The sequence below is a fragment of the Campylobacter sp. genome, assembly GCF_030528245.1.
Lineage (GTDB): Bacteria > Campylobacterota > Campylobacteria > Campylobacterales > Campylobacteraceae > Campylobacter_D.
In genome coordinates, this window is sequence record NZ_JAUMZG010000027.1 from 1 (window position 1) to 19,958 (window position 19,958).

The window sequence follows — 19,958 nt, forward strand, 5'->3', positions numbered from 1 at the left end:
TGGCTAAGATTTCGTGCTTTGCTCATAGATATTTTTTTGATTTATGTGCCGATTTTGTATGCTTTTTATTTTATTTTGGGTTCGAGCGAAGCCTTCGTGGGGAGTGATTTTGTCCCATTTTTTTGCACTTTTTTGTTTGGATTCATTCAGGCCCTGTTTTTAAATTTCAAGGCGCAAAGTCCGGGTTTTAGAGCCTATGACCTTTATTTGATGGACCTTAGAACGGGCGCAAGGCCCGGGTTTTTGAGGATCTTGTTGCGTTATGTTTTGTTTATTGTAAGTTTTGGTTTGCTTTTTGGTTTTTTCGTGAGTTTTTTGAGGAAGGATGGACTCAATTTTCACGATATTTTGACGCAAAGTTGTGTGGTTTTGAAAATTTAAGCGACTCAGAAAGGATGATGATGCAAAGAAAAAGAATTTATAATCCAAGCTCGAGCGAAAATTTAAGCGATAGAAAAATTTTTAAAGGAAACCCTCACGGAATTTTAAATTTCACCAAGGCAAAATACATCTGGGCGCTTAAGCTTTGGGATCTGATGGAGTCTAATACTTGGTTTCCCAAAGAGGTCGACACCACAAAAGACGCCCTTGATTATCGCTGTAATTTAACCGCAGCCGAGAAAAGAATGTATGATCTAGTATGGTCCCAGCTCATCTCAATGGACAGCTTCCAAACGAACAATTTGGCCGATAATATCAATCCCTACATCACCGCTCCCGAAATCAACGCCGTTTTAGCGCGTCAGGCCTACGAGGAGGCGAATCACTCCAAGTCCTATGCCGTGATGGTTGAGGCGGTTTGTGATAATACGGATTTGATTTACGAGATGGAAAAGCACGATGCGACTTTGAGAGAAAAAAATAATTTCATTTCAAGCATTTACGAGGGTTTGGCTGAGGATGTGGATGATAATAAGCTCCTTTTGGCGATGGTGGCCAATCAAATTTTAGAGGGCGTGTATTTTTATAGTGGCTTTACGGCTATCTATGCCCTAGCTAGGACGGGGAAAATGCTGGGTTCAGCGCAAATGATTCGCTTCATACAAAGGGATGAAATCGCCCACTTGCTTTTGTTTCAAAACATGATAAATTCGGTGCGCAAGGAAAGGGCTGATTTGTTTCATAGGGCAAACACGGACAAGATTTATGAGATGTTTGAGAGGGCGGGGGAGCTTGAGATCAAATGGGGCAAATACATCACGCAAAATCAAATCATGGGCTTTACCGATGATATTATCGAGGAATACATCCACTATCTCATCGACCAGAGGCTTGTGGCTATTGATTTGAAGCGTCTTTATAACGCCAAGCATCCCATCAAATGGGTGGATGATTTTTCTAGATTTAACGATCAAAAGAGTAATTTTTTTGAAAGCAAGGTTACGAATTATTCCAAGGGCAGCATAAGCTTTGATGATTTTTAAGGTGTGGTGATGAAGAGGGTATTGTGTTGTTTTTTTTGCTCCTGCGCCCTCGCCACGCCTCCCGATTTTACAGCCTTTGGACTCAGTCAGGCTCAAAAAGAAGAAATGCAAGAAAAATATCAAGAATTTTCAAGGTCTAAAAGATGGCAGGGAGCGGCTTGCAAGGTGGAATTCGACAAAGAAGAATACGAAATAAAATTCTACATGGACGCCCTGCAGGATTATAACTCCACGACCGAGGGCATCATCGCCTCCTTGGACTATGCCTATAAAGAATATGAAAAATTGCTCGACAAATACTATTTGATAGCCAAAAACAGCCTCCCGACACATCTTAAAGACGCTTTAAATAACGACCAGATAGAATGGCTCAATTTCCAAGCCGCCCAAGAAGCCTATTTGGATAAGCACTACGCCTTCCTCAGCGCACTCAATGGAGGCGAAGCCGAACTTAGCATTGACAAAAAAAGAGCCAGCCTTGCCTTTTTAACCAAGCGCGTGGTGGAGCTTTTTGAGGGCTATTACTGCCAACCCTAACCCAAAGGAGAAACGATGAGACAAAATTTAGCTTTGCTTTGCGATTTTTATGAATTTACCATGTCTGCGGGCTATTTTTCTAGCGGATTTGAGGATAAAATTTGCTATTTTGATGTGTTTTTTCGTAAGGTACCCGACGGGGGTGCCTTTGCGATTTTTGCGGGGCTTGAGGATATTTTGGACTTTGTGGAGAGCCTTCGTTTTGAGGGGGAGGACATCGATTTTTTGAGAAAGCAGGGCATTTTCAGCGAGGATTTTTTAAAATTTCTAAGCGATTTCAAATTTAACGGCGAAATTCACGCCCTGCGAGAGGGTGAGGTGATTTTCCCCAACGAACCCCTCATCAGCATCAAGGCAAGCGCCATAGAAGCCCAGCTTTTGGAGACCTTTTTGCTTTTAAGCATCAATCACCAATCCCTCATCGCCACAAAGGCAAACCGCATCACAAGAGCCGCCGCAGGCCGCCCCGTGCTTGAATTTGGCGCCAGACGAGCGCATGGAAGCGAGGCCGCCCTCAAGGGCGCACGATCCGCCCTCATCGGAGGCTGTGCCGCCACCTCCAACACCCTAGCCGCCAAGCTTTACGCAGCAAAGGCTAGCGGGACGATGGCGCATTCTTGGGTGCAGATGTTTGGGGACGAATTTTCCGCCTTTTGCGCCTATTTGAAGCTCTACCCTAAAAATCCCATCTTGCTCATCGATACCTACGATTGCCTTGCGGGGCTTGAAAATGCCATGCGCGCTTTTAGGGAATTTGGCATCAAAGAAGCGGGGGTGCGTATCGATTCTGGCGATCTAAAAACCCTCAGCATCAAAATACGCAAAAGGCTCGATGAGGAGGGCTTTGAGGCATGCAAAATCATCGCTTCAAACGGTCTGGATGAGTTTGAAATCCACCGCCTGCTCGAGCAAGGAGCAAAAATCGATGCCTTCGGCGTGGGAGAGCGCCTCATCACCGCCTCAAGCGATGCGGTTTTTGGCTGCGTGTATAAGCTTGTGGCAAGCGAGCAAGATGGCACCATCACGCCCAAAATCAAAATCAGTGAAAATTCCACAAAAACGACCATCCCCCACTTCAAGCGCCTGTTTAGAATTTACGATAGAAATAGCGGCAAGGCCCTTTACGATGAGCTCATCATCCACGATGAGCCCCTGGATGAGCTGGATGCGAATTTGAGGCGTGAGGAGCTTTTGCGGCCTGTTTTCAAGGACGGGAAAAGGCAGCTTGAAAGGCCCAGCCTTGAAGAGCTTAGGGACTTTAGCAAGGGGCGCGTGGCGAGCCTTGATGAGGGTTTGCTTGACTTGAAACCCTCCAAAAGCTATGAGCTTGTTTTATCGGAGCGCTTGAAGGCACTCAGGGACGAGCTTACTTCGCGTCATGTAAAAATTCGTTCTTAAATCCCACATAATTTAGAGCTGATTGCTTCAAAAAGGCAAGCTCTGCCTCATTAAGCTCACGCACGAGTTTGGCAGGGTTTCCCAGTATCAGGGAGCGTGGCGGAAAAATTTTGCCCTTCGTTACCACAGAGCCAGCCCCCACGATGCTATCCTCCTCGATCACTGCCCCGTCCATCACGACCGCATTCATCCCCACGAGGACGCGATTTTTGAGGGTGCAGGCGTGGATGACGCAATTGTGCCCTATGGTAACGTCATCGCCGATGATGGTAGGATAGCCCGCATCTTTGAGCGAGCCGTCTGGGTTGAATTCCCTGTGCCAAATATGCACGGTGCTTAAATCCTGTATGTTTGTCCTTGAGCCGATTTTGATGAAATTCGCATCGCCCCTTAAAACGCAATTAAACCACACGCTGCTATCAGTGCCGATTTCTACCTCGCCGATGATTTTAGCGCCCGGAGCGATGAAGACGCCCTGTTGAATTTTTGGACTTTTGCCGTTGAATGTGATGAGCAATTTCGCCTCCTTTTTTCAAAAGTATAGTCAGGGTATTTTAATACAAATTCAATCTTTTTCGTTAAAATGAACCCTCTAGGAGTGAAGATGGATTCGTTCAAGCAAAAGCGTTGCAGGGCTATGGCGGAGGAGATTGCGCGTCAAATTTTCATCAACGAGGAGCTTTTCAACGCCTTCGTTTCTGTGCCGCGTGAAATTTTCTCCCCACTCAAGGCCCAGGCCTACCGCCTCGACGCCCTGCCCCTTGCCAATTCCCAGTGGATAAGCTCCCCGCTAACCGTAGCCAAAATGACCATGGCCCTGAGTTTCAAAAACGCTGATAGTGTTTTGGAGATAGGCTGCGGTAGCGGCTATCAGGCGGCGATTTTAAGCCGCGTGATCAGGCGAGTTTTCACCATCGAGCGCATAGAAAGGCTCGCAAAAGATGCGGCTGAGGCGTTCAGGAAGCTGAATTTTGCCAACATCAATGTCAAATTTGACGATGGGCAAAATGGCTGGAAAAACTACGCGCCCTACGATAGGATTTTATTTTCAGCCCACGCGCAGCACATCCCTGAAATTTTGCTCGATCAGCTTAACGATGGCGGCATTTTGGTCGCCCCTCTTTCGCATAATGAAAAACAGTTCATCACGAGGATCACCAAGAACGGCACGAAATTGCAAAAAGAAATTTTGGAGGAGTGCTTTTTTGTGCCCATCGTGGATGGCAAGGAGGGTTTTTGAGCGTCAATGCAAGGCGCGGTTGAGCTTGATGGCCCTTTTATTAAAGCCCACTATCATCGCCCCGCTGATGCTATCCTGCCTGAAATGCAGGGCCCTTAAGCCGCTAAGCTCGATGCCCTTGTAAATTTCTTTGTTGAAGTCAAAATGCGCATTCATTTTTTGCAGGGCCTCCCTGTCTTTGAGCAAAAATTTCGTCCCCTCAAGCACTGCAATGCCAGCATCCACGACACAATCATCCCCCAGAGGCACACCCGTAACAGAATTAGCGCCCAAAAGGCAGGCCTTGCCCACGGTGATGGGGTTGCCGTTTGTGCCGCTTAGAACGCCCAAAATAGAAGCCCCGCCGCCCACATCGCTACCCTCGCCCACGATGGCGCTTGAGCTGATGCGACCCTCCACCATGCACGCCCCGCTCGTGCCCGCGTTGAAATTCACATAGCTAGCGCCGGGCATGATGGTCGTGCCAGCGGCCAGATGCGCGCCCATTCTAACCTTGGCGCTGTCTAAGATGCGGGTGTTTTCTTCTGGGATGATGTGGGCTAAAAAGCGGGGGAATTTATCCACAAAGTCTATTTTTGGATACTGCTTGCTCATTTTAAGGCGCATTTCGTTTTTTCGCAAATAATCAAGCTCGATGGGCTCATCCCCGCTCCAGGCCGCGTTGTGAAGCAGGGCAAAGGCGCCGTTTAAATTCAGGGATCTGGGGGCGACCTTTTTGCTAGAAAGCAAGTAAAGCTTCAAATACACAGCCTCCACACTCAAGGGCGCATAGTCGCCAAAGAGGCAAACGAGGGCAAATTCATCGTCTTTGAATTTATCCTTGATGATCTTAAGCAGGTCGATATTTTTGTGCCCGTCCTCTTCAAGAAAGGGATTAAAGCAAGCTAGGGCAAAATCGACATCCTCAAGCCTCAAAACCTGCACCAATTCGCTCCTGTCAAAATCAATCCCCACGCCCCTTCGCATGAGGGCCTCCATCATGATGGCGGCTGAGGCGTGATTTTCCTCGTAATTGACTAGGGCGAAGGAGGCTTGTAGGATTTTGTTTTTATTAAGCTGTCCCCTGTCAAGCCTCGCGATGCCGAAGGCTATGGGCTTTTTGTAGTTTGTTTTTTGTTCGATTTGCTTTACAAAAAGCAAAAAATCCTCTTTCGTGCTGATCATGAAAATCCTTTTTTTTGTGAAATTCTAGCCTTTTTGTTTAACGAATGAGTAAGGGGTGGGTTTAGAAGCATTTTAGGGTGTGGTAGAATTCTGCATCCTCAAAGCTTGGAGGGAAGGGCACTTGAGCGGAAAATTCCTTGTAGGTATCGCCCGGGAGCTTGTCGATGATTTCTATGGTGTAGGAAAAACTTGTATTTTTTCTCACGGCATTTTTTAGGCTTTCGCTTTCAAAAATTTCTTGGCCGACATTTTTTTTATCAGCAATATTAAGGTAAAGATAGCATTTTTTGATGTCAAACTGCGTGAGGTTTTGCACCCTGCCCGTGATGTTGAGACTTTCGTTGCGTAAATCCCTTGTGTAGGTGAGCTTGGAGAGGGAGGCTTGGATGGTGAATTCTGTGATGCTTTGCAAAATGGAGTAGATCAAAATCGCGCTAAAAAGTGCGTTCATGGTGTAGAGTATGAGGGCGATTTCCTTTTTTTTGGCCATGATGAAAATCAAAACGCAGCCCAAAACGAAACAAAGTAGCAGGATGACGAAGGCGATGGTGTGAAAGATGGTAAATTGCATCAAAAGCACTCCGAAGCTAGGCGCGTGGTGTGGTTGTTGTCCTTGTCAAAATTTTCAAAGGAAATTCTTTGAATTTGGGTTGTGTTGATTGGCACATCTTTCAAAATCTTGCTTTTTTTTCTAAAGGGGATGAAATTTTTTTTCTTAGCCTCTAAAAAATTGTCCTCCTCGGAGGGGTTTTGATAGAGCTTGGCGGTGATTTTGCATTGCTTGAAGTGGTGTTTTGAAACATTTGTGATGTTAAAGTCTATCACTAGGGCCCCGGAGCTTTGGATGAAGCGTTGATTTTCTATGGCGACCGTTCTTTTTCTCACTTGATGATCGACAAATTTATAGCCGTAAATATAAATGAAAAAGCTCGCCGCAATGTCAAAAGCGACAATGAATAAGGCAATGATGGGCCTGTGCCTCAAAAAAACGCACAAAAATAAAACGCAGACGAAAAAGAAAAACACGAACACAATCAGCACAAAATCGACCAAATAAAAATTGTCCGCGTAAAAAAGAATGGCCTCTCTTAAATTTTCCACCAGCATCCGCATCATCTAGCATTTATCGAAGTCTGCTGCCTAGCATCCTTTGTATCCACCCAGATATTCGGCACGGCCCCGCCCGGAGTGAGGAAAATTTTAGCGTCCTTATTGTTTTGCAGGGCCTCGTTGAATTTACCCTGCACCTCAATCTGCCTCAAGTGAAGGAGGGGATTGTTAAGGCTTGAGGCGATTTCTTTGTTGGCATAGGCCTGGGCATCAGCCTCGATGCGCACCGCATCCGCCCTACCCTTGGAGCTGATGATGGTCGCATTGGCCTCGCCCTCGGCTAGGGTTACCTTCCTCACGGCTTCCTGCGCGGCACGCTCGGCTTCTTGTCTGGCGATCTGCACCTTTTCAATCTGCTCTTTCACGCTCGGGGGCAGGATGATTTCTCTAAGCTGCACTTCTTGAAGCTGCACGGGAGAATTTTGCAAAGAAGTGATGGTTTTGGTGATGCCGTTGTTGATTTGCAGGGCAATGGCGTTACGATTGGCAGGAAGCTCTTCGGCGGTGTATTTGCCGATGACACTTTGGACGACATTGCGCACGGTTGGATCGATGATCTTATCCTCCCAGTTGAGATTGTAGGTCGCGATGGTGCGTGCGACCTCGCTTGGCGTGAGGGAGTATTTTACGGTGATATTGACAAGCACGCTAAGCCCGCGGGAATCAAGCACGGAGATAGAATTTTTATCCACGATGCCAGAGCCAAGGCTCACCGAGCTCTCCCTTGAGGTGTAGGCCATCTGTCTTTGACGCACATCCACGATGATGATTTTTTGAAAAATCGGCACGAAAAAATGAAGCCCCGCATTGAGAGGCTCAGGGTTGTAGCTACCTGTGGTTACCTTGATGCCCTTTTCGCCCTCATTGACGATGGCAAAGGGCTTTGCTAGGACAAAAACCAAAACCACAACAATGGCGACATAAATAAGGGGCGTGAATTTTCCAAAGCCCTTAAAATTAAACTCCGGAGCCTTGAAATTAAAATTCTGGCGGCCACCCCCGCCGCTGGAATTTCCGCTTTTTTTATTAAAATAATCATTCAAATCCGCTGGCATTTTTTTCCTTTAAATGTGAGTTAGCATAGAGGCGTATTTTGCATTGCGTCCGTAAACCACGTCAAAATAGGCATCTTGCAATTGTTTTGTGAGCACACCCCGCGTCCCATTACCTATCGCTCTTGCGTCGATATTTCTTATGGGCGTGAGCTCAGCCGCCGTGCCCGTGAAAAAGGCCTCATCAGCCGTATAAACCTCATCCCTTGAAATTCTTTGGCGCACTATGCTTATGCCAAGGTCCCCTGCAAGCCTCAAAACCGTATCCTGTGTGATGCTTTTGAGGGAAAAATCATTGGGCGGAGTAATCAAAACGCCGTTTTTAACGATAAAAAAGCACTCCCCCGTGCCCTCCGCGATAAAGCCCTCTTCATCCAGCATCAAAGCCTCCTCATAGCCCGCATCGATGGCCTCGAATTTCGCCAGTTGAGAGTTGAGGTAGTTCGCGCTCGCCTTAGCCTTGCCCATGCAAGATTTGACGCTGTTTCTAACGAAGGAAGAAATTTTTACTTTGATGCCCTTTTCAAGCCCCTCCTCGCCCAAATAGGTCCCCCACTCCCACGCTGCAATCCCCACACGCACAGGCGCTTTAGCGTGGTAAAGTCCCATCACGCCCTCGCCCAAGAAAATCAAAGGGCGGATGTAAGCGTTTTGCTTGAAATCATTCGCCCTTAAAAGCTCCACTTGGGCGTCTTCTAGCTCCTTTTGCGAAAAGGGGCAATTTAGGAGCGTGATTTTTGCGCTTTCAAGCAGCCTTTTTGTGTGATCCTCTAGCCTGAAAATCGCCAAGCCCCTATCGGTTTTATAGGCTCTTGTCCCTTCAAAAACGGCATTGCCATAGTGTAGGGAATGCGTCAAAAAATGCAAAGTCGCATCCTCAAAATCAACAAGCCTGCCGTCTAGCCAAATTTTATCCGCTTTGATCATTTGGGTTACCTTAAAAAACTAAAATTGAAATCTCATTGTATCCAATCATATAAACATTAATCGAAAAAATTTAAAAAATTCTGTTAAACGTCTTAAATAATGTTTCCATATAAATTGGTGTTATTTTAGGGCTTAAAATGTGTAATAGGGGGTTAATTAGGGGCGTTTCCAGTGGGATTGATATTGAGTGGTTTGGATGCAAGGAAAAAAAGAGTGGTTATCGCTTTAATCTCGTCAAATTTGCGGCGGAATTTCATAGGTAAGATTGAATAATGAAAATTAATGAGGTACAGGATTTTAAAGCATTAAAAAACACATCGTTTCACATAAAAAATTCATTGGTGATGTTTTCAAAGGTAATTGAAAAGACGAGTGAAAATTCTCGCTTTTGAGAGACTTAACTGCCACTATCGTGTGAAAGAAAGTTTCAAAAATTTACAAGTACGAAAGATGCTTAAAAAAAAATTTTTATAGGGGTATAAAATAATACCACTGAATTTCGCCTATCTCATCATGAAAGGAAAATGCAGAATGAATGTGTAGAATTTGACCAAAAATATTTGATCAAAATTTAATGCAGGGCATTAAGGCTTCAAGTTTTTAACAGCGATAGCAAAACAAAATAAGATCGTGTCAATACGTGTCAAAACGAGTCAAAATATCATCGCTTTCTTGAAATCAAAATTTGCATACCAATGTCGTAATAAAACGAAATCAAAACACAAAAGAAAAAACCAAGATCTAAATACACAATGACAACCCTACTCAAAGATTAAAATCAGGTCAGCAAATATATTAAAAATCCTGAAATTAAAAATCTTTTGCTTGAAAAAGATAAGGATAAAAAGGGGGAAAGCGGAGGTATAAGCACACCAGCAACAAGAAGTGCTATGATAGGCTTATTAATGTTGGTTGCATAGAAGTAAGCAAGGACAAATCACAAAAGATTAATTCCACAAAAAGGGCAGGGAATTCATTTCTCTTTTAAATCCGCTTTTGCGTGAGCCTGATATGACTGCTTTATGGTTTGAGTATCAAAAGGAAATAGAAAATGGCACAAGAACAATAGAAAATTTCTTAAATTATGTGCAAAATAACATAGAAATAGAAATCAAAGCCATTAAAGAAAGTGATTTAAAACTAAGCTCCACAAAAACCACACAAGCAAAAAATACAATTGCTTGTCCGCAATGTAAAAATGGTTTTTTAGTCCGCAGGGAAAGCAAAAACACAAAGGGAGCTTTTTTCTATGGGTGTAGCGAATTTAGAAAAATTTTTATCCAATTTTAAAATTTATACGCAAACACAACATAGTCGGGTGAAATAAAGTACAAAAAATTTCTAAGTTTGGATTATTTTAATCATTTTAATTTAAAGAATAATATTGAAAGAAAATTAAACAAATGATAGTGAAATGATAAAATTTTTTATAACAAGATAAGGAGAAATTTGCATCTTTGACTTTAAGCCTTTTTGCATGGAGAGCGCAATATTGAATCATTTCTAACAAAATATAATCTTACAAAGAATTATATTTTAGAAATAAATAAGTGCAAAAGTTTAGAAGTTATGCTTTAGCCTTTTCTCTTGTGGCAGAATTTGAGAAATAGAGCAGAATCAAATCATTTGAAGGCATGGATAAGCATGAAACAACTCAAAAAAGACTCATCGTTAAAGATACAAAATTTATAAATGAATAGAAGCTTTATAATGCACAACACTTGATATCTTCGGAGCAATTCTTGCTCTAGCTGAGATAGTTTTAGTGTGATTAATGTGCCTAAAAGCTTGAATTGATTGTGTAAAAATAAATTTTTCATTATGACATTTTTGTCATAATCTAGCGAATTCATAAGAAAAACTGATCATATTTGACAAGATGTGGGTTTGATGGGGAAAATATTATGAGAAAATAGCCCCAATCAATGTGTGCAAAGATTGAAGAGTTTGCCACAAAAAACTGGGTTTATAAGGTTTTCTAAAATCATTAATAAATTTAAAAGAAAAGTGCTCGGGAATGTTTGAAGATTTGACGCTTGATTGCTTGTCCGAATGTGATTGCTTTGCTAAATGTGAAAAGTTGAGAGTGGCTTGGAAAGATAGTAACGATGTAAATTATGTTGGAGAATTTGATAGTTGAGCATAAATTTGAATACTATGATAGGAACTAGTGCATGGTTTTACAATAACAAAATTTAACGATGCAATGCTTGGAATAATGATTGAAAAATAAGCAAAAACTTACTAGTCCACCTGAGTATGTAAAAACATACGAGGCTATGACTGTCTGTGATGATTGATCATGCCTTACAGCTTAAAGATAGATTTACCTCTTAAGATTTGAGCCTTCCAAAGAATCAAATTAAAACAAGTTCACAAAAACATTGCTAATGTTGCACCCATAATCAACAAGGGTCCGTTATAAAACACAAAGGTAGGAACGCAGGTATCTTTGACATGATCATGTTGTTTGTCGGCATTCAATCCCGCACTCACGCCTAGAGTAGTTTCGCTTACAGGGCTTCCTGTATCACCCAAGGCTCCCGCTATACCCATCACAAAAATAATTAAACTGGCAGAGAAACCAAGCTCCAAGCAAAGCGGACAAAATAGGGTCGCGATGATGGGCACAGTCCCAAAAGAAGTACCTATCCCCAAGGTGATGATGAGTCCTACCAAAAGCATCGTAAAAATGGCTAAAAATTTACTCCCCTCGATGTAAGGCAGAATGAAGGCCACCAGCTCATTGATCGCACCACTTTGCTTAAGCACCCCTGCAAAACCCGCTGCCACAAGCATCACAAAGGCGATAAAACCCATCATCTTAAGCCCATCGTCAAAAATCAAATCGACCTTTTTGTAGTTCACACCACCCAGGACTATCATCAAAATAAAACCCATCAGACCCGATAGGGGTAAATTTCCCGTCATAATTTGACCCGCGAGAGTTACGATAAGCCCCACCAAAACGCCCCATTCTTTGCGCGTCATTTTGAGTTTATCAAAATCAAATTTTTCCATTTGAATTTCTCGATATTCTCGAGGCCTAGAATAAAAAACAAAAATTGCGCAAAACAAACCAAAAAGCATACACAAAGCTGCCAAATACATCGTGTTGGTAACATCACCAAGAGCGACATTGACGCCGTTATCGTTTAGATTTTTAGTGATGATGGTTTGAAAAATCAATCCAAAGCCCAGGGGTAGCACCATATAAGGCGTGGTAAGCCCAAAAGTCAGGGCACAGGCAACGCCTCGTCTGTCGATTTTGAGCCTGTTAAAAAGCGCAAGCAAAGGCGGGATTAAGATCGGGATAAAGGCTACGTGAATAGGCACTAAATTCTGAGAAAAACACGAAATCAACGCTAAAGAACAAATCAAAACATATTTTCTTTGTGAAATAAAATGACTTACAATTTTAATCAAATAAGCGGTCAAATTTGTCTGTGAAATCGCCGCAGCAATAGCTCCTAGCAAGATATAACTCAAAGCCGTTTGTAAATTTCCACTCATCCCGCTGATGAGAATGTCCATCGTTTCCAGCATCGAAAGATGAGAAAGCAATCCCGCAATCAAAGCAGAAACTAAGACGCTAAGAAGCACATTAAAGCGCAACAAACAAAGAATCATCATTACAAAGACGCTAACGATAATGGGGTTAGTTATAAACTGAAGCATTGTTTCCCTTATTATCAAAGTTAAATTAAAATGGCCGGGAGAGAGGGATTCGAACCCCCGGAGGTTTTATCCTCAACGGTTTTCAAGACCGCCGCTTTCGACCACTCAGCCATCTCCCGCAAAGCTTTGGAGGTGACACCCGGATTTGAACCGGGGATCAGAGCTTTGCAGGCTCGTGCCCCCAACCTTGGCAAGGTTGTGCTCTACCCCTGAGCTATTCCCGCATTAGAAAAAAGAAGGCCAAAAATTTAGCGAATTAAGCTTAAAAGTAGTTTATTTTAAGCTATTTGCAAAGAAAAGTAAGCGTGGCACTTACGCTTTGATGATTCTTGTTTATGAGGGGCAGGGAAAGCTCAGCATCAGCCCTTAGCGCACGCGGGTGGATTGAGGCTTGCGGATGCAAGAGAAAAGCGCTCAAAACGCAGCTTCTATCAAGCTCCCCAGAGTAGGATTTTTCATACGCATAGGCCTTAGTAAGCAGCTCGCCGCTTAATTTCTCCCTGTTTGCAGCCAGCAAATCTTTAGAAAAATTAGCCGACAAGGCAGGGGTTGAGACCCTCACCCACTCGCTCTTTGCCACGATGGCGTTGATATCTTCGATCAGGACATTAAAAGCGTCCAAATTTTCCGCCTTTATTTCGCACTCTAAATTTGCGTTAAGCCTTTGTCCTTTAGGGATTACAAAGCCATTTTCTCTGGAAAAATTCGCCTCCAAACTGTAAGCACCATCCGCACAAAAACCATCCTTCGCGCTGCGCTGCATTATCTCCTTGAAAGTTTGAGCAATTTGCTCCCGCTCCTCCTCACTCAAAACGGACTTCGTGCTCAAATTTTCACTGGGATAAAAATCGATTTTAGCCGTGAATATATCGGGCTTTACTTGCATTGTTACCTCAAGGGTTCTTTCTATTTTCACCTGATTTTCCTGAGTCTTTTTGCCCAAAAATTCCACATTAAAAACCACCCCCGCCACAAAAAGCAAGAGGCACAAAAGCCCTATTCCTAAACCCTTAAAAAAGCCTAGCATCCATCTTCCTTATCACGCTAAATTGCCTCATTTTAACAAAAATTGCCAAATTTAGCTACAATCTGGCCACAATGCAAAAAGAAAAAATCAAAAAACTCCAGCAAAATTTACTCCAGTGGTATCGTCAAAATGGACGCGAAAATTTGCCCTGGCGCCGACTTGGCAGGGAGGATTGTGAGCCCTGTTTGCGGCACATTGATAGGGCTTATGGGGTGTTTGTGAGTGAGATCATGCTTCAGCAAACACAGGTTAAGACCGTTTTGGAGCGATTTTATTACCCATTCTTGCGAGAATTTCCCACCCTAAAAAGCTTGGCGAGGGCGGATGAGGGCAGGATTTTGAAGGCTTGGCAGGGACTGGGATACTATCACCGAGCTAGGAATTTAAAAAGGGCCGCCCAGCAGTGCCTTAGCCTTTTTGGCGGTGCTTTGCCCCGCAGTAAAAAGGAGCTTCTAAGCCTTGCAGGAGTGGGCGATTACACGGCTGGAGCGATTGCCTGCTTTGCCTACGGTGAGGCGGTGAGCTTTACGGATGGTAACATCCGCCGCGTGCTTTCGCGCCTTTTTGCCCTCAAAAACCCCACGCAAAAGCAGCTTTTAGCGCGGGCGGATTTGATTTTAAACGCCCAAAACCCCCTCCATCACAATCAGGCCTTGATGGATTTGGGCGCCTCGCTTTGCTCGGCTCAAAATGCAAGGTGCGAGTCTTGTCCGCTTTGTGAATTTTGCAGGGGCAAAGACACGCCGCAAAACTACCCGCAGCGCAAAAAAACCTACCAAGAAAAGCTAAAATTCCATCTTTTTATCCTTGAATTTGAGAGGAAATTCGCCCTTTTGCAGAGCCAAAAAAGACTCCACGCAGGGCTTTATAATTTCCCCTTCTTTGCCCCTCAAAATAGCCCCTTTGACGCAAAGCACGCCCGCCACATCGCCAGCTTCAAGCACAGCTACACCCAATTCAAACTGGAGCTTGAAATTTATCATCAAGTTTTAGCGAAAAAAGAGCGGGGCTATCTTTTCAAAACTGAGGAAGAGTGTGAAAATTTAGCCCTTTCAGGCCTGTCCTTGAAGGCTTTGAAAATCTTTAAAAAACACAATCATGCGCTTTAAAAAAATTTACATTGAGCTGAGTGATCTTTGTGGTTTGGCTTGTGATTTTTGCCCGTCAAAAAAAGCAGTGCGCGGAATTTTAAGCCCTGAAAATTTTGAAAAAATCGCTCAACAAGTCGCCGATAAAGGTGAGCTTTTCACCTTGCACATCCTCGGCGATCCGTTGATTTTAAAGAATTTGGAGGATTATTTGATCCTTGCGAAAAAATACCAAATGCGGCTTGAAATCACAACCAGCGGCCTTTATCTGGGCGATAAAAATCAAGCCCTGCTTTTAAAATTTGACAACATCCATCAAATCAACCTCTCCCTCATCGCCCGCCCGAAAAAGCAGAGCTTGCGGAGCTATTTTGGACCGATTTTAGAGCTTTGCAAAGAGCACTCAAAAAGAAAACTTTCTAGCTTCATCAACCTAAGACTATGGAATTTAAACCCCCTCCCTCCCCCAGAAAATGAGGCCATTTATAGTTTTTTGCGTGAAAATTTCAAGCCAGAGCTTGATGCGACAAAGCGCAAAAATCGCCTCGCAAGGCATATCATCCTGCATCAGGCCCCATCCTTTGAGTGGCCAAGCCTAGCAGGCCCCATCATCAGCACGCAGGGTGCTTGCCACGCCCTGAAGCAGCAGATTGGCATTCTAAGCGATGGCACCCTAGTGCCCTGCTGTTTTGACGCGGGTGGGGCCATCAATTTGGGCAATGCCCTAGAAAGCCCCCTCGCCTCCCTCTTAAATTCCCCGCGTTTTTTAAGGCTCAAAGAAGGCTTTGCAAAGAACCAAAGGCTAGAAGCCCTGTGTCAAAGATGCACGCTGCATAAAACGAAAATTCTGGCTAAGTGAAAATTTATATTTTTTAACTAAATTTCAGTTTTTTAAAGAAAGGTCCGCGCAGTGAAGAAAAATTTAATCATCGTAGAATCTCCCGCAAAAGCCAAAACCATCGGCAATTTTCTCGGCAAAGATTACGAAGTCATCGCTTCCAAGGGACACATCAGGGACCTACCCAAGTCAAGCTTTGGGATCAAGATAGAAGAGGACGCCTTCGTCCCAGAATACCGCATCTCAAGCGATCACTCCGCCCTCGTCAAAGAGCTAAAGATCAAGGCGAAGGCGGCGGGGCAAATTTATCTGGCCACCGATGAGGACAGAGAGGGCGAGGCCATCGCCTACCACATCGCAAAGGCCATCGGCAGGGACGAAAACTCCCTGCCGCGCATCGTCTTTCACGAAATCACACAAAGCGCCATCGAAAAAGCGCTGAAAAACCCAAGAAAGCTCAACATCCACTCCGTCAATGCCCAGCAAACGAGACGTTTGCTAGATCGCATCGTGGGCTATAAACTCAGCCCTCTTTTGGGGCAGAAAATTCAAAGGGGACTGAGTGCGGGGAGGGTGCAGAGTGCGGCGCTTAAAATCATCGTGGATAGAGAAAAGGAAATCCGCGCCTTTGTGCCGCTTGAATACTTTAGCATTGATATGATTTTCAAACAAGACCTAGAGGCCGAGCTGGTGGAATTTGAGAGCAAAAAGATAGAAAAACTAAGCCTCACCAATAAAGACAGGGCCAAATTCATCCTAGAAGAGTGCAAAAAGGCGGAATTTGTCGTTCAAAATATAGAAAGCAAAGAACGCAAAATCGCCCCGCCGCCGCCATTTATGACCTCGACCCTGCAGCAAAGTGCGAGCAATCGCCTTGGCTTTACGCCTAAAAAAACGATGGTGTTAGCCCAAAGGCTTTATGAGGGTGTCAAAACGCATGAGGGCACGATGGGCGTCATCACTTACATGAGGACGGATAGCTTGAATTTGGCCAAAGAAGCCGTGAGCGCGGCGCGAAAATTCATAAAAGACACATTTGGCGAGGCCTATTTGCCCGCTAAAGCCAACGCTTACGCTACGAAGGCTAAGGGCGCGCAAGAGGCCCACGAGGCGATACGCCCGACCAATTTGAGCTTCACGCCCACCCTCGCCGCAAAATATCTCGAAAAAGATGAGCTAAGGCTTTATGCCCTCATCTACAACCGCTTCTTAGCCTGTCAAATGAACCCGGCGCTTTCACAAAGTCAGGGCGTGTTTGTGCGAGGCGGCGGGGCGCTTTTTAAAATCAGCGGGCGCAAAATCCTTTTTGATGGCTATTATAAGGTTTATGGCGATATGGACAAGGATAAAATTCTGCCCGAGCTAAAACGCGAAGAAATCCTTAAAATCCAAAAGCTTGAAATAAACCCTCACCGAACAGAACCACCCGCGCGCTACTCGGAGGCGGGGCTTGTGAAAAAGCTTGAAAGCCTTGGCATCGGACGTCCCTCGACCTATGCGCCGACCATCTCCATACTCACGGCAAGAGACTATGTCAAAATCGATAAAAAGCAGCTTGTGCCAAGCGAGGTGGCCTTTAGCGTGACGGAGCTTTTGGAGAAAAATTTTAGCGACATCGTGGATAGTCAATTCACTTCCAATTTAGAAAATACGCTTGATGAAATCGCCGAAAATAAGGCGGACTGGCAGGAGACTTTGAGGGAATTTTACTACCCTTTCATGCGGAAAATTGAAAGCGGCAAAAAAAATATCCAAAGTCAAAAAACCTTCACAAAAATCGATGAAAGCTGTCCGCAGTGTGGTGGGGAGCTGGCCGTGCGTAAGGGGAGGTATGGGGAATTTATCGCTTGTCTTGCCTTTCCAAAATGTCGCTATTCGAGAAACTTAAACCCTGAATCGAGTCAAAAAAGTGAGAAAAAGGCCCCCGCATCCATAGGCATCAAATGCCCCAAATGCCAAACTGGCGAGGTGGTGGAGCGCTTTTCAAGGCGGGGGAAATTTTACGGGTGCGATTGCTATCCTAAATGTGATTTTGTCTCAAACTACAAACCAAGCGAAGAAAGGTGTGAGGAGTGTGGAGAAACTATGGTCATTAAAGAGCTTAAAAAAGGCACTTTTTTGGAATGCTTAAAATGCAAGATCAAGAAGGAAGCCGAATGAGCGCTTATTTTTTTTGAGAAATAATATGGAGCGTTTTTATAAAAAACGAGCTATAAAAATTTTTTAATATTAAGTTTTTTGAAAAACTGGTTAGAATTTTCACAAAATTGTTGAGGTTATCCCATGAAATTCATTCATAAAATTCTCATTGCAAATCGTGCTGAAATCGCCGTTCGAGTTATCCGTGCGTGCAGGGATTTGCACATCAAAAGCGTGGCGGTTTTTACCGAGCCTGATAGGGAGTGCTTGCACGTCAAAATCGCCGATGAGGCCTACCGCATAGGCACGGATGCGATACGGGGCTATTTGGATGCGGCGCGCATAGTGGAAATCGCCAAGGCCTGCGGGGCCGATGCCATCCATCCGGGCTATGGTTTTTTAAGCGAGAATTACGAATTTGCCAAGGCTTGCGAGGATGCGGGGCTCATTTTCATCGGGCCTAAATCAGAGGTCATTTACAAAATGGGAAACAAGCACATTGCTAGGACCCTGATGGCGGAAAATGGCATCCCTATCGTGCCGGGCACGGAGGGGCTTAATGACTGCTCCCCGCAGGAGCTTAAAATTCAAGCGGAGAAAATCGGCTATCCCGTGATTTTAAAGGCCTCAGGCGGGGGCGGAGGGCGCGGAATTCGCGTGGTGCATTGTGAGGATGAGCTTGAGAGCGCCTTTGAGTCGTGTAAGAGGGAGGCTTTGAGCTATTTTAACAATGACGAGGTTTTTATGGAAAAATTTGTCGTCAATCCCCGCCACATTGAATTTCAAATCTTGGGTGATAATTACGGCAATATCATCCATCTTTGCGAGAGGGACTGCTCCATACAGAGGCGTCATCAAAAGGTCATCGAAATCGCCCCCTGTCCCGGAATTTCTGATAATTTACGCAAAAGCATGGGCGTAACGGCCGTGGCGGCGGCTAAGGCGGTGGGCTATACGAATGCGGGGACGATCGAGTTTTTGCTGGATGATTACAATCATTTTTACTTCATGGAGATGAATACGCGCATTCAGGTGGAGCATCCGATCACAGAAGAGGTTACGGGTGTGGATCTGATCGTGCGGCAAATTCGCATCGCGGCGGGGGAAATTTTAGACATCGAGCAAAGTGATATTAGGCCGCGTGGCTTTGCGATTGAGGCGAGGATTACAGCGGAAAATGTGTGGAAAAATTTCATCCCAAGCCCGGGTAAAATCGGCGAATACTATCCAGCCTTGGGGCCCTCTGTGCGTGTGGATAGCCATATTTATAAGGACTATGTCGTGCCGCCTTATTATGACTCCATGCTAGCAAAGCTCATCATCAAGGCGACGAGCTATGATTTGGCGGTGAATAAGCTTGAGCGGGCCTTGAAAGAATTTGTCATCGACGACATACGCACGACCATACCCTTTTTGATCGCCATCACTAAGACGCGTGAATTTCGCCGGGGGTATTTTGACACCTCTTTCATTGAGACGCATTTGGAGGAGCTTTTGGCCAATACTGAGGACAGGCATCAGGAAAATAAAGAGGAGGTTGTGGCGGCCATCGCGGCGACCCTGAAGAAAATCAAAGAGAGCAGGGGATGATGGATTTTAAAGAAAGTCTTAAGGATATAAAAAAGCAAATGCAAACGCTGAATCGTCCTCAAAATGCGCAACAGGGGAAAAAGTCGGGGGTGCATGGGGATGATTTGGGGGCTATTTTTCTCAAGGAGGAGAGGCTGCGCGATGAATTTGCTGCCCTTATCCAAGGGTGTGATATTAAAAAAATTTGATGCAAGAAATTGGCTTTTGTACCTTGGAGGATGTTTGCCCCTACCTCAAGGACAGAAGGGCGAGAAACGAGTATAAATATATAGAGGATTGCTCTAAGGATTTGAATTCTGAGCTTATTTTTCGGGGGTGGAGGAGGTTTGGGAATTATTTTTCCCGGCCTGTTTGCGCGGGGTGTGAGGAGTGCCTTAGTGTGCGGATTGTGGCGGGGGAATTCAAACTTGGCAAGGGCGATAGGAGGATAGTGCGTAAGAATTTGAACGCGAATGTGAAAATACTCTTAAGAAAGCCCACTGTGAGCGATGAGCATCTTTTTTTGTATGATAAATACCATCGCTTCATGGAGGAAAGGAGGGCTTGGAGGAGGTATGATTTGAATTTTCGCAAATACTATAATCTTTATGTGGAAGGGGCGTCGAACTTTGGTTATGAGCTTGTTTTTTTCATTGAAGATAAATTGATTTGTGTGGATTTGATTGACATTTTAAACGATGGAATTTCAAGCATTTATTGTTTTTATGATCCGGACTTTTCTCACCTTTCTTTGGGTAAATTTTCCC

Annotated in this window: 20 protein-coding genes and 2 tRNA genes; 12 read left to right on the plus strand and 10 right to left on the minus strand. The window is 44.5% G+C overall.

Going from position 1 to position 19,958, the window contains the following annotated elements; translation table 11 throughout:
• The 4 genes from Q4A73_RS05590 to Q4A73_RS05605 all read left to right on the plus strand — a co-directional run.
• Positions 1-381, plus strand: a 381-nt coding sequence (locus Q4A73_RS05590; RefSeq protein WP_303206473.1) for an RDD family protein, incomplete at its 5' end; no start/stop codon positions are given.
• 20 nt (positions 382-401) lie between these two features.
• The gene (locus Q4A73_RS05595) at positions 402-1,424 is read left to right on the plus strand and encodes a ribonucleotide-diphosphate reductase subunit beta (protein WP_303206474.1); all 1,023 of its coding nucleotides are present in this window, start codon (positions 402-404) and stop codon (positions 1,422-1,424) included.
• A gap of 9 nt (positions 1,425-1,433) precedes the next feature.
• Complete coding sequence (locus Q4A73_RS05600; protein ID WP_303206475.1) at positions 1,434-1,961, plus strand: lysozyme inhibitor LprI family protein; 528 nt, start codon at positions 1,434-1,436, stop codon at positions 1,959-1,961.
• Positions 1,962-1,976: 15 nt separating this feature from the next.
• Complete coding sequence (locus tag Q4A73_RS05605) at positions 1,977-3,359, plus strand: nicotinate phosphoribosyltransferase (protein ID WP_303206476.1); 1,383 nt, start codon at positions 1,977-1,979, stop codon at positions 3,357-3,359.
• Here the strand turns inward: Q4A73_RS05605 and Q4A73_RS05610 are convergent.
• Complete coding sequence (locus Q4A73_RS05610) at positions 3,328-3,876, minus strand: gamma carbonic anhydrase family protein (RefSeq protein WP_303206477.1); 549 nt, start codon at positions 3,874-3,876, stop codon at positions 3,328-3,330. The genes Q4A73_RS05605 and Q4A73_RS05610 overlap by 32 nt on opposite strands.
• Before the next feature lie 87 nt (positions 3,877-3,963).
• Here Q4A73_RS05610 and Q4A73_RS05615 point away from each other — a divergent pair, with 87 nt between their 5' ends.
• Entirely contained in the window at positions 3,964-4,599 is a 636-nt protein-coding gene (locus Q4A73_RS05615; protein ID WP_303206478.1) for a protein-L-isoaspartate(D-aspartate) O-methyltransferase, read from the plus strand.
• Positions 4,600-4,602: 3 nt separating this feature from the next.
• On the opposite strand, the gene Q4A73_RS05620 is transcribed toward Q4A73_RS05615, so the two are convergent.
• From Q4A73_RS05620 to ilvE, 5 genes are all read right to left on the minus strand, one after another.
• Positions 4,603-5,763, minus strand: coding sequence for a tetrahydrodipicolinate N-succinyltransferase N-terminal domain-containing protein (locus Q4A73_RS05620; RefSeq protein ID WP_303206479.1), 1,161 nt, complete (start codon positions 5,761-5,763; stop codon positions 4,603-4,605).
• 61 nt (positions 5,764-5,824) lie between these two features.
• On the minus strand, positions 5,825-6,334 hold the full coding sequence (locus tag Q4A73_RS05625) for a DUF2393 family protein (RefSeq protein WP_303206480.1): 510 nt from the start codon (positions 6,332-6,334) through the stop codon (positions 5,825-5,827).
• Positions 6,334-6,864 carry a DUF2393 family protein gene (locus Q4A73_RS05630; RefSeq protein WP_303206492.1) on the minus strand — a complete coding sequence of 177 codons (531 nt, stop codon included), beginning with the start codon at positions 6,862-6,864 and terminating at the stop codon, positions 6,334-6,336. Before Q4A73_RS05630 ends, Q4A73_RS05625 begins: the two co-directional genes overlap by 1 nt.
• An 11-nt stretch (positions 6,865-6,875) precedes the next feature.
• Positions 6,876-7,928, minus strand: coding sequence for a prohibitin family protein (locus tag Q4A73_RS05635; RefSeq protein ID WP_303206481.1), 1,053 nt, complete (start codon positions 7,926-7,928; stop codon positions 6,876-6,878).
• Between the two features lie 9 nt (positions 7,929-7,937).
• Positions 7,938-8,852 carry a branched-chain-amino-acid transaminase gene (gene ilvE, locus Q4A73_RS05640; RefSeq protein WP_303206482.1) on the minus strand — a complete coding sequence of 305 codons (915 nt, stop codon included), beginning with the start codon at positions 8,850-8,852 and terminating at the stop codon, positions 7,938-7,940.
• Positions 8,853-9,863: 1,011 nt separating this feature from the next.
• Between ilvE and Q4A73_RS05645 the strand changes: the two genes are divergently transcribed.
• Positions 9,864-10,142, plus strand: coding sequence for a hypothetical protein (locus Q4A73_RS05645; RefSeq protein WP_303206483.1), 279 nt, complete (start codon positions 9,864-9,866; stop codon positions 10,140-10,142).
• A 1,083-nt stretch (positions 10,143-11,225) separates the two neighbouring features.
• On the opposite strand, the gene Q4A73_RS05650 is transcribed toward Q4A73_RS05645, so the two are convergent.
• The 4 genes from Q4A73_RS05650 to Q4A73_RS05665 all read right to left on the minus strand — a co-directional run bounded on the left by Q4A73_RS05650 (position 11,226) and on the right by Q4A73_RS05665 (position 13,557).
• Positions 11,226-12,530, minus strand: a complete 1,305-nt coding sequence (locus Q4A73_RS05650; RefSeq protein WP_303206484.1) for a Na+/H+ antiporter NhaC family protein — start codon at positions 12,528-12,530, stop codon at positions 11,226-11,228.
• Between the two features lie 31 nt (positions 12,531-12,561).
• Positions 12,562-12,649: transfer RNA gene (locus tag Q4A73_RS05655), tRNA-Ser, on the minus strand.
• An 8-nt stretch (positions 12,650-12,657) separates the two neighbouring features.
• Positions 12,658-12,748 (minus strand) — tRNA-Gly (locus Q4A73_RS05660).
• Positions 12,749-12,813: 65 nt separating this feature from the next.
• Positions 12,814-13,557 (minus strand): hypothetical protein, encoded by a 744-nt coding sequence (locus Q4A73_RS05665; protein ID WP_303206485.1) that lies wholly within the window; start codon positions 13,555-13,557, stop codon positions 12,814-12,816.
• Between the two features lie 71 nt (positions 13,558-13,628).
• Between Q4A73_RS05665 and mutY the strand changes: the two genes are divergently transcribed.
• From mutY to Q4A73_RS05695, 6 genes are all read left to right on the plus strand, one after another.
• Positions 13,629-14,666, plus strand: coding sequence for an A/G-specific adenine glycosylase (gene mutY / locus Q4A73_RS05670; protein WP_303206486.1), 1,038 nt, complete (start codon positions 13,629-13,631; stop codon positions 14,664-14,666).
• The gene (locus Q4A73_RS05675; protein WP_303206487.1) at positions 14,656-15,504 is read left to right on the plus strand and encodes an SPASM domain-containing protein; all 849 of its coding nucleotides are present in this window, start codon (positions 14,656-14,658) and stop codon (positions 15,502-15,504) included. Before mutY ends, Q4A73_RS05675 begins: the two co-directional genes overlap by 11 nt.
• Positions 15,505-15,555: 51 nt before the next feature.
• Complete coding sequence (gene topA / locus Q4A73_RS05680; protein WP_303206488.1) at positions 15,556-17,643, plus strand: type I DNA topoisomerase; 2,088 nt, start codon at positions 15,556-15,558, stop codon at positions 17,641-17,643.
• Positions 17,644-17,766: 123 nt separating this feature from the next.
• Complete coding sequence (locus tag Q4A73_RS05685) at positions 17,767-19,212, plus strand: acetyl-CoA carboxylase subunit A (RefSeq protein ID WP_303206489.1); 1,446 nt, start codon at positions 17,767-17,769, stop codon at positions 19,210-19,212.
• A complete protein-coding gene (locus tag Q4A73_RS05690) occupies positions 19,212-19,400 on the plus strand; it encodes a hypothetical protein (RefSeq protein WP_303206490.1) in 189 nt (62 codons plus the stop codon). Before Q4A73_RS05685 ends, Q4A73_RS05690 begins: the two co-directional genes overlap by 1 nt.
• Positions 19,400-19,958 (plus strand): arginyltransferase (locus Q4A73_RS05695; protein WP_303206491.1); only part of this gene is annotated, 559 nt, incomplete at its 3' end. The genes Q4A73_RS05690 and Q4A73_RS05695, both read left to right, overlap by 1 nt.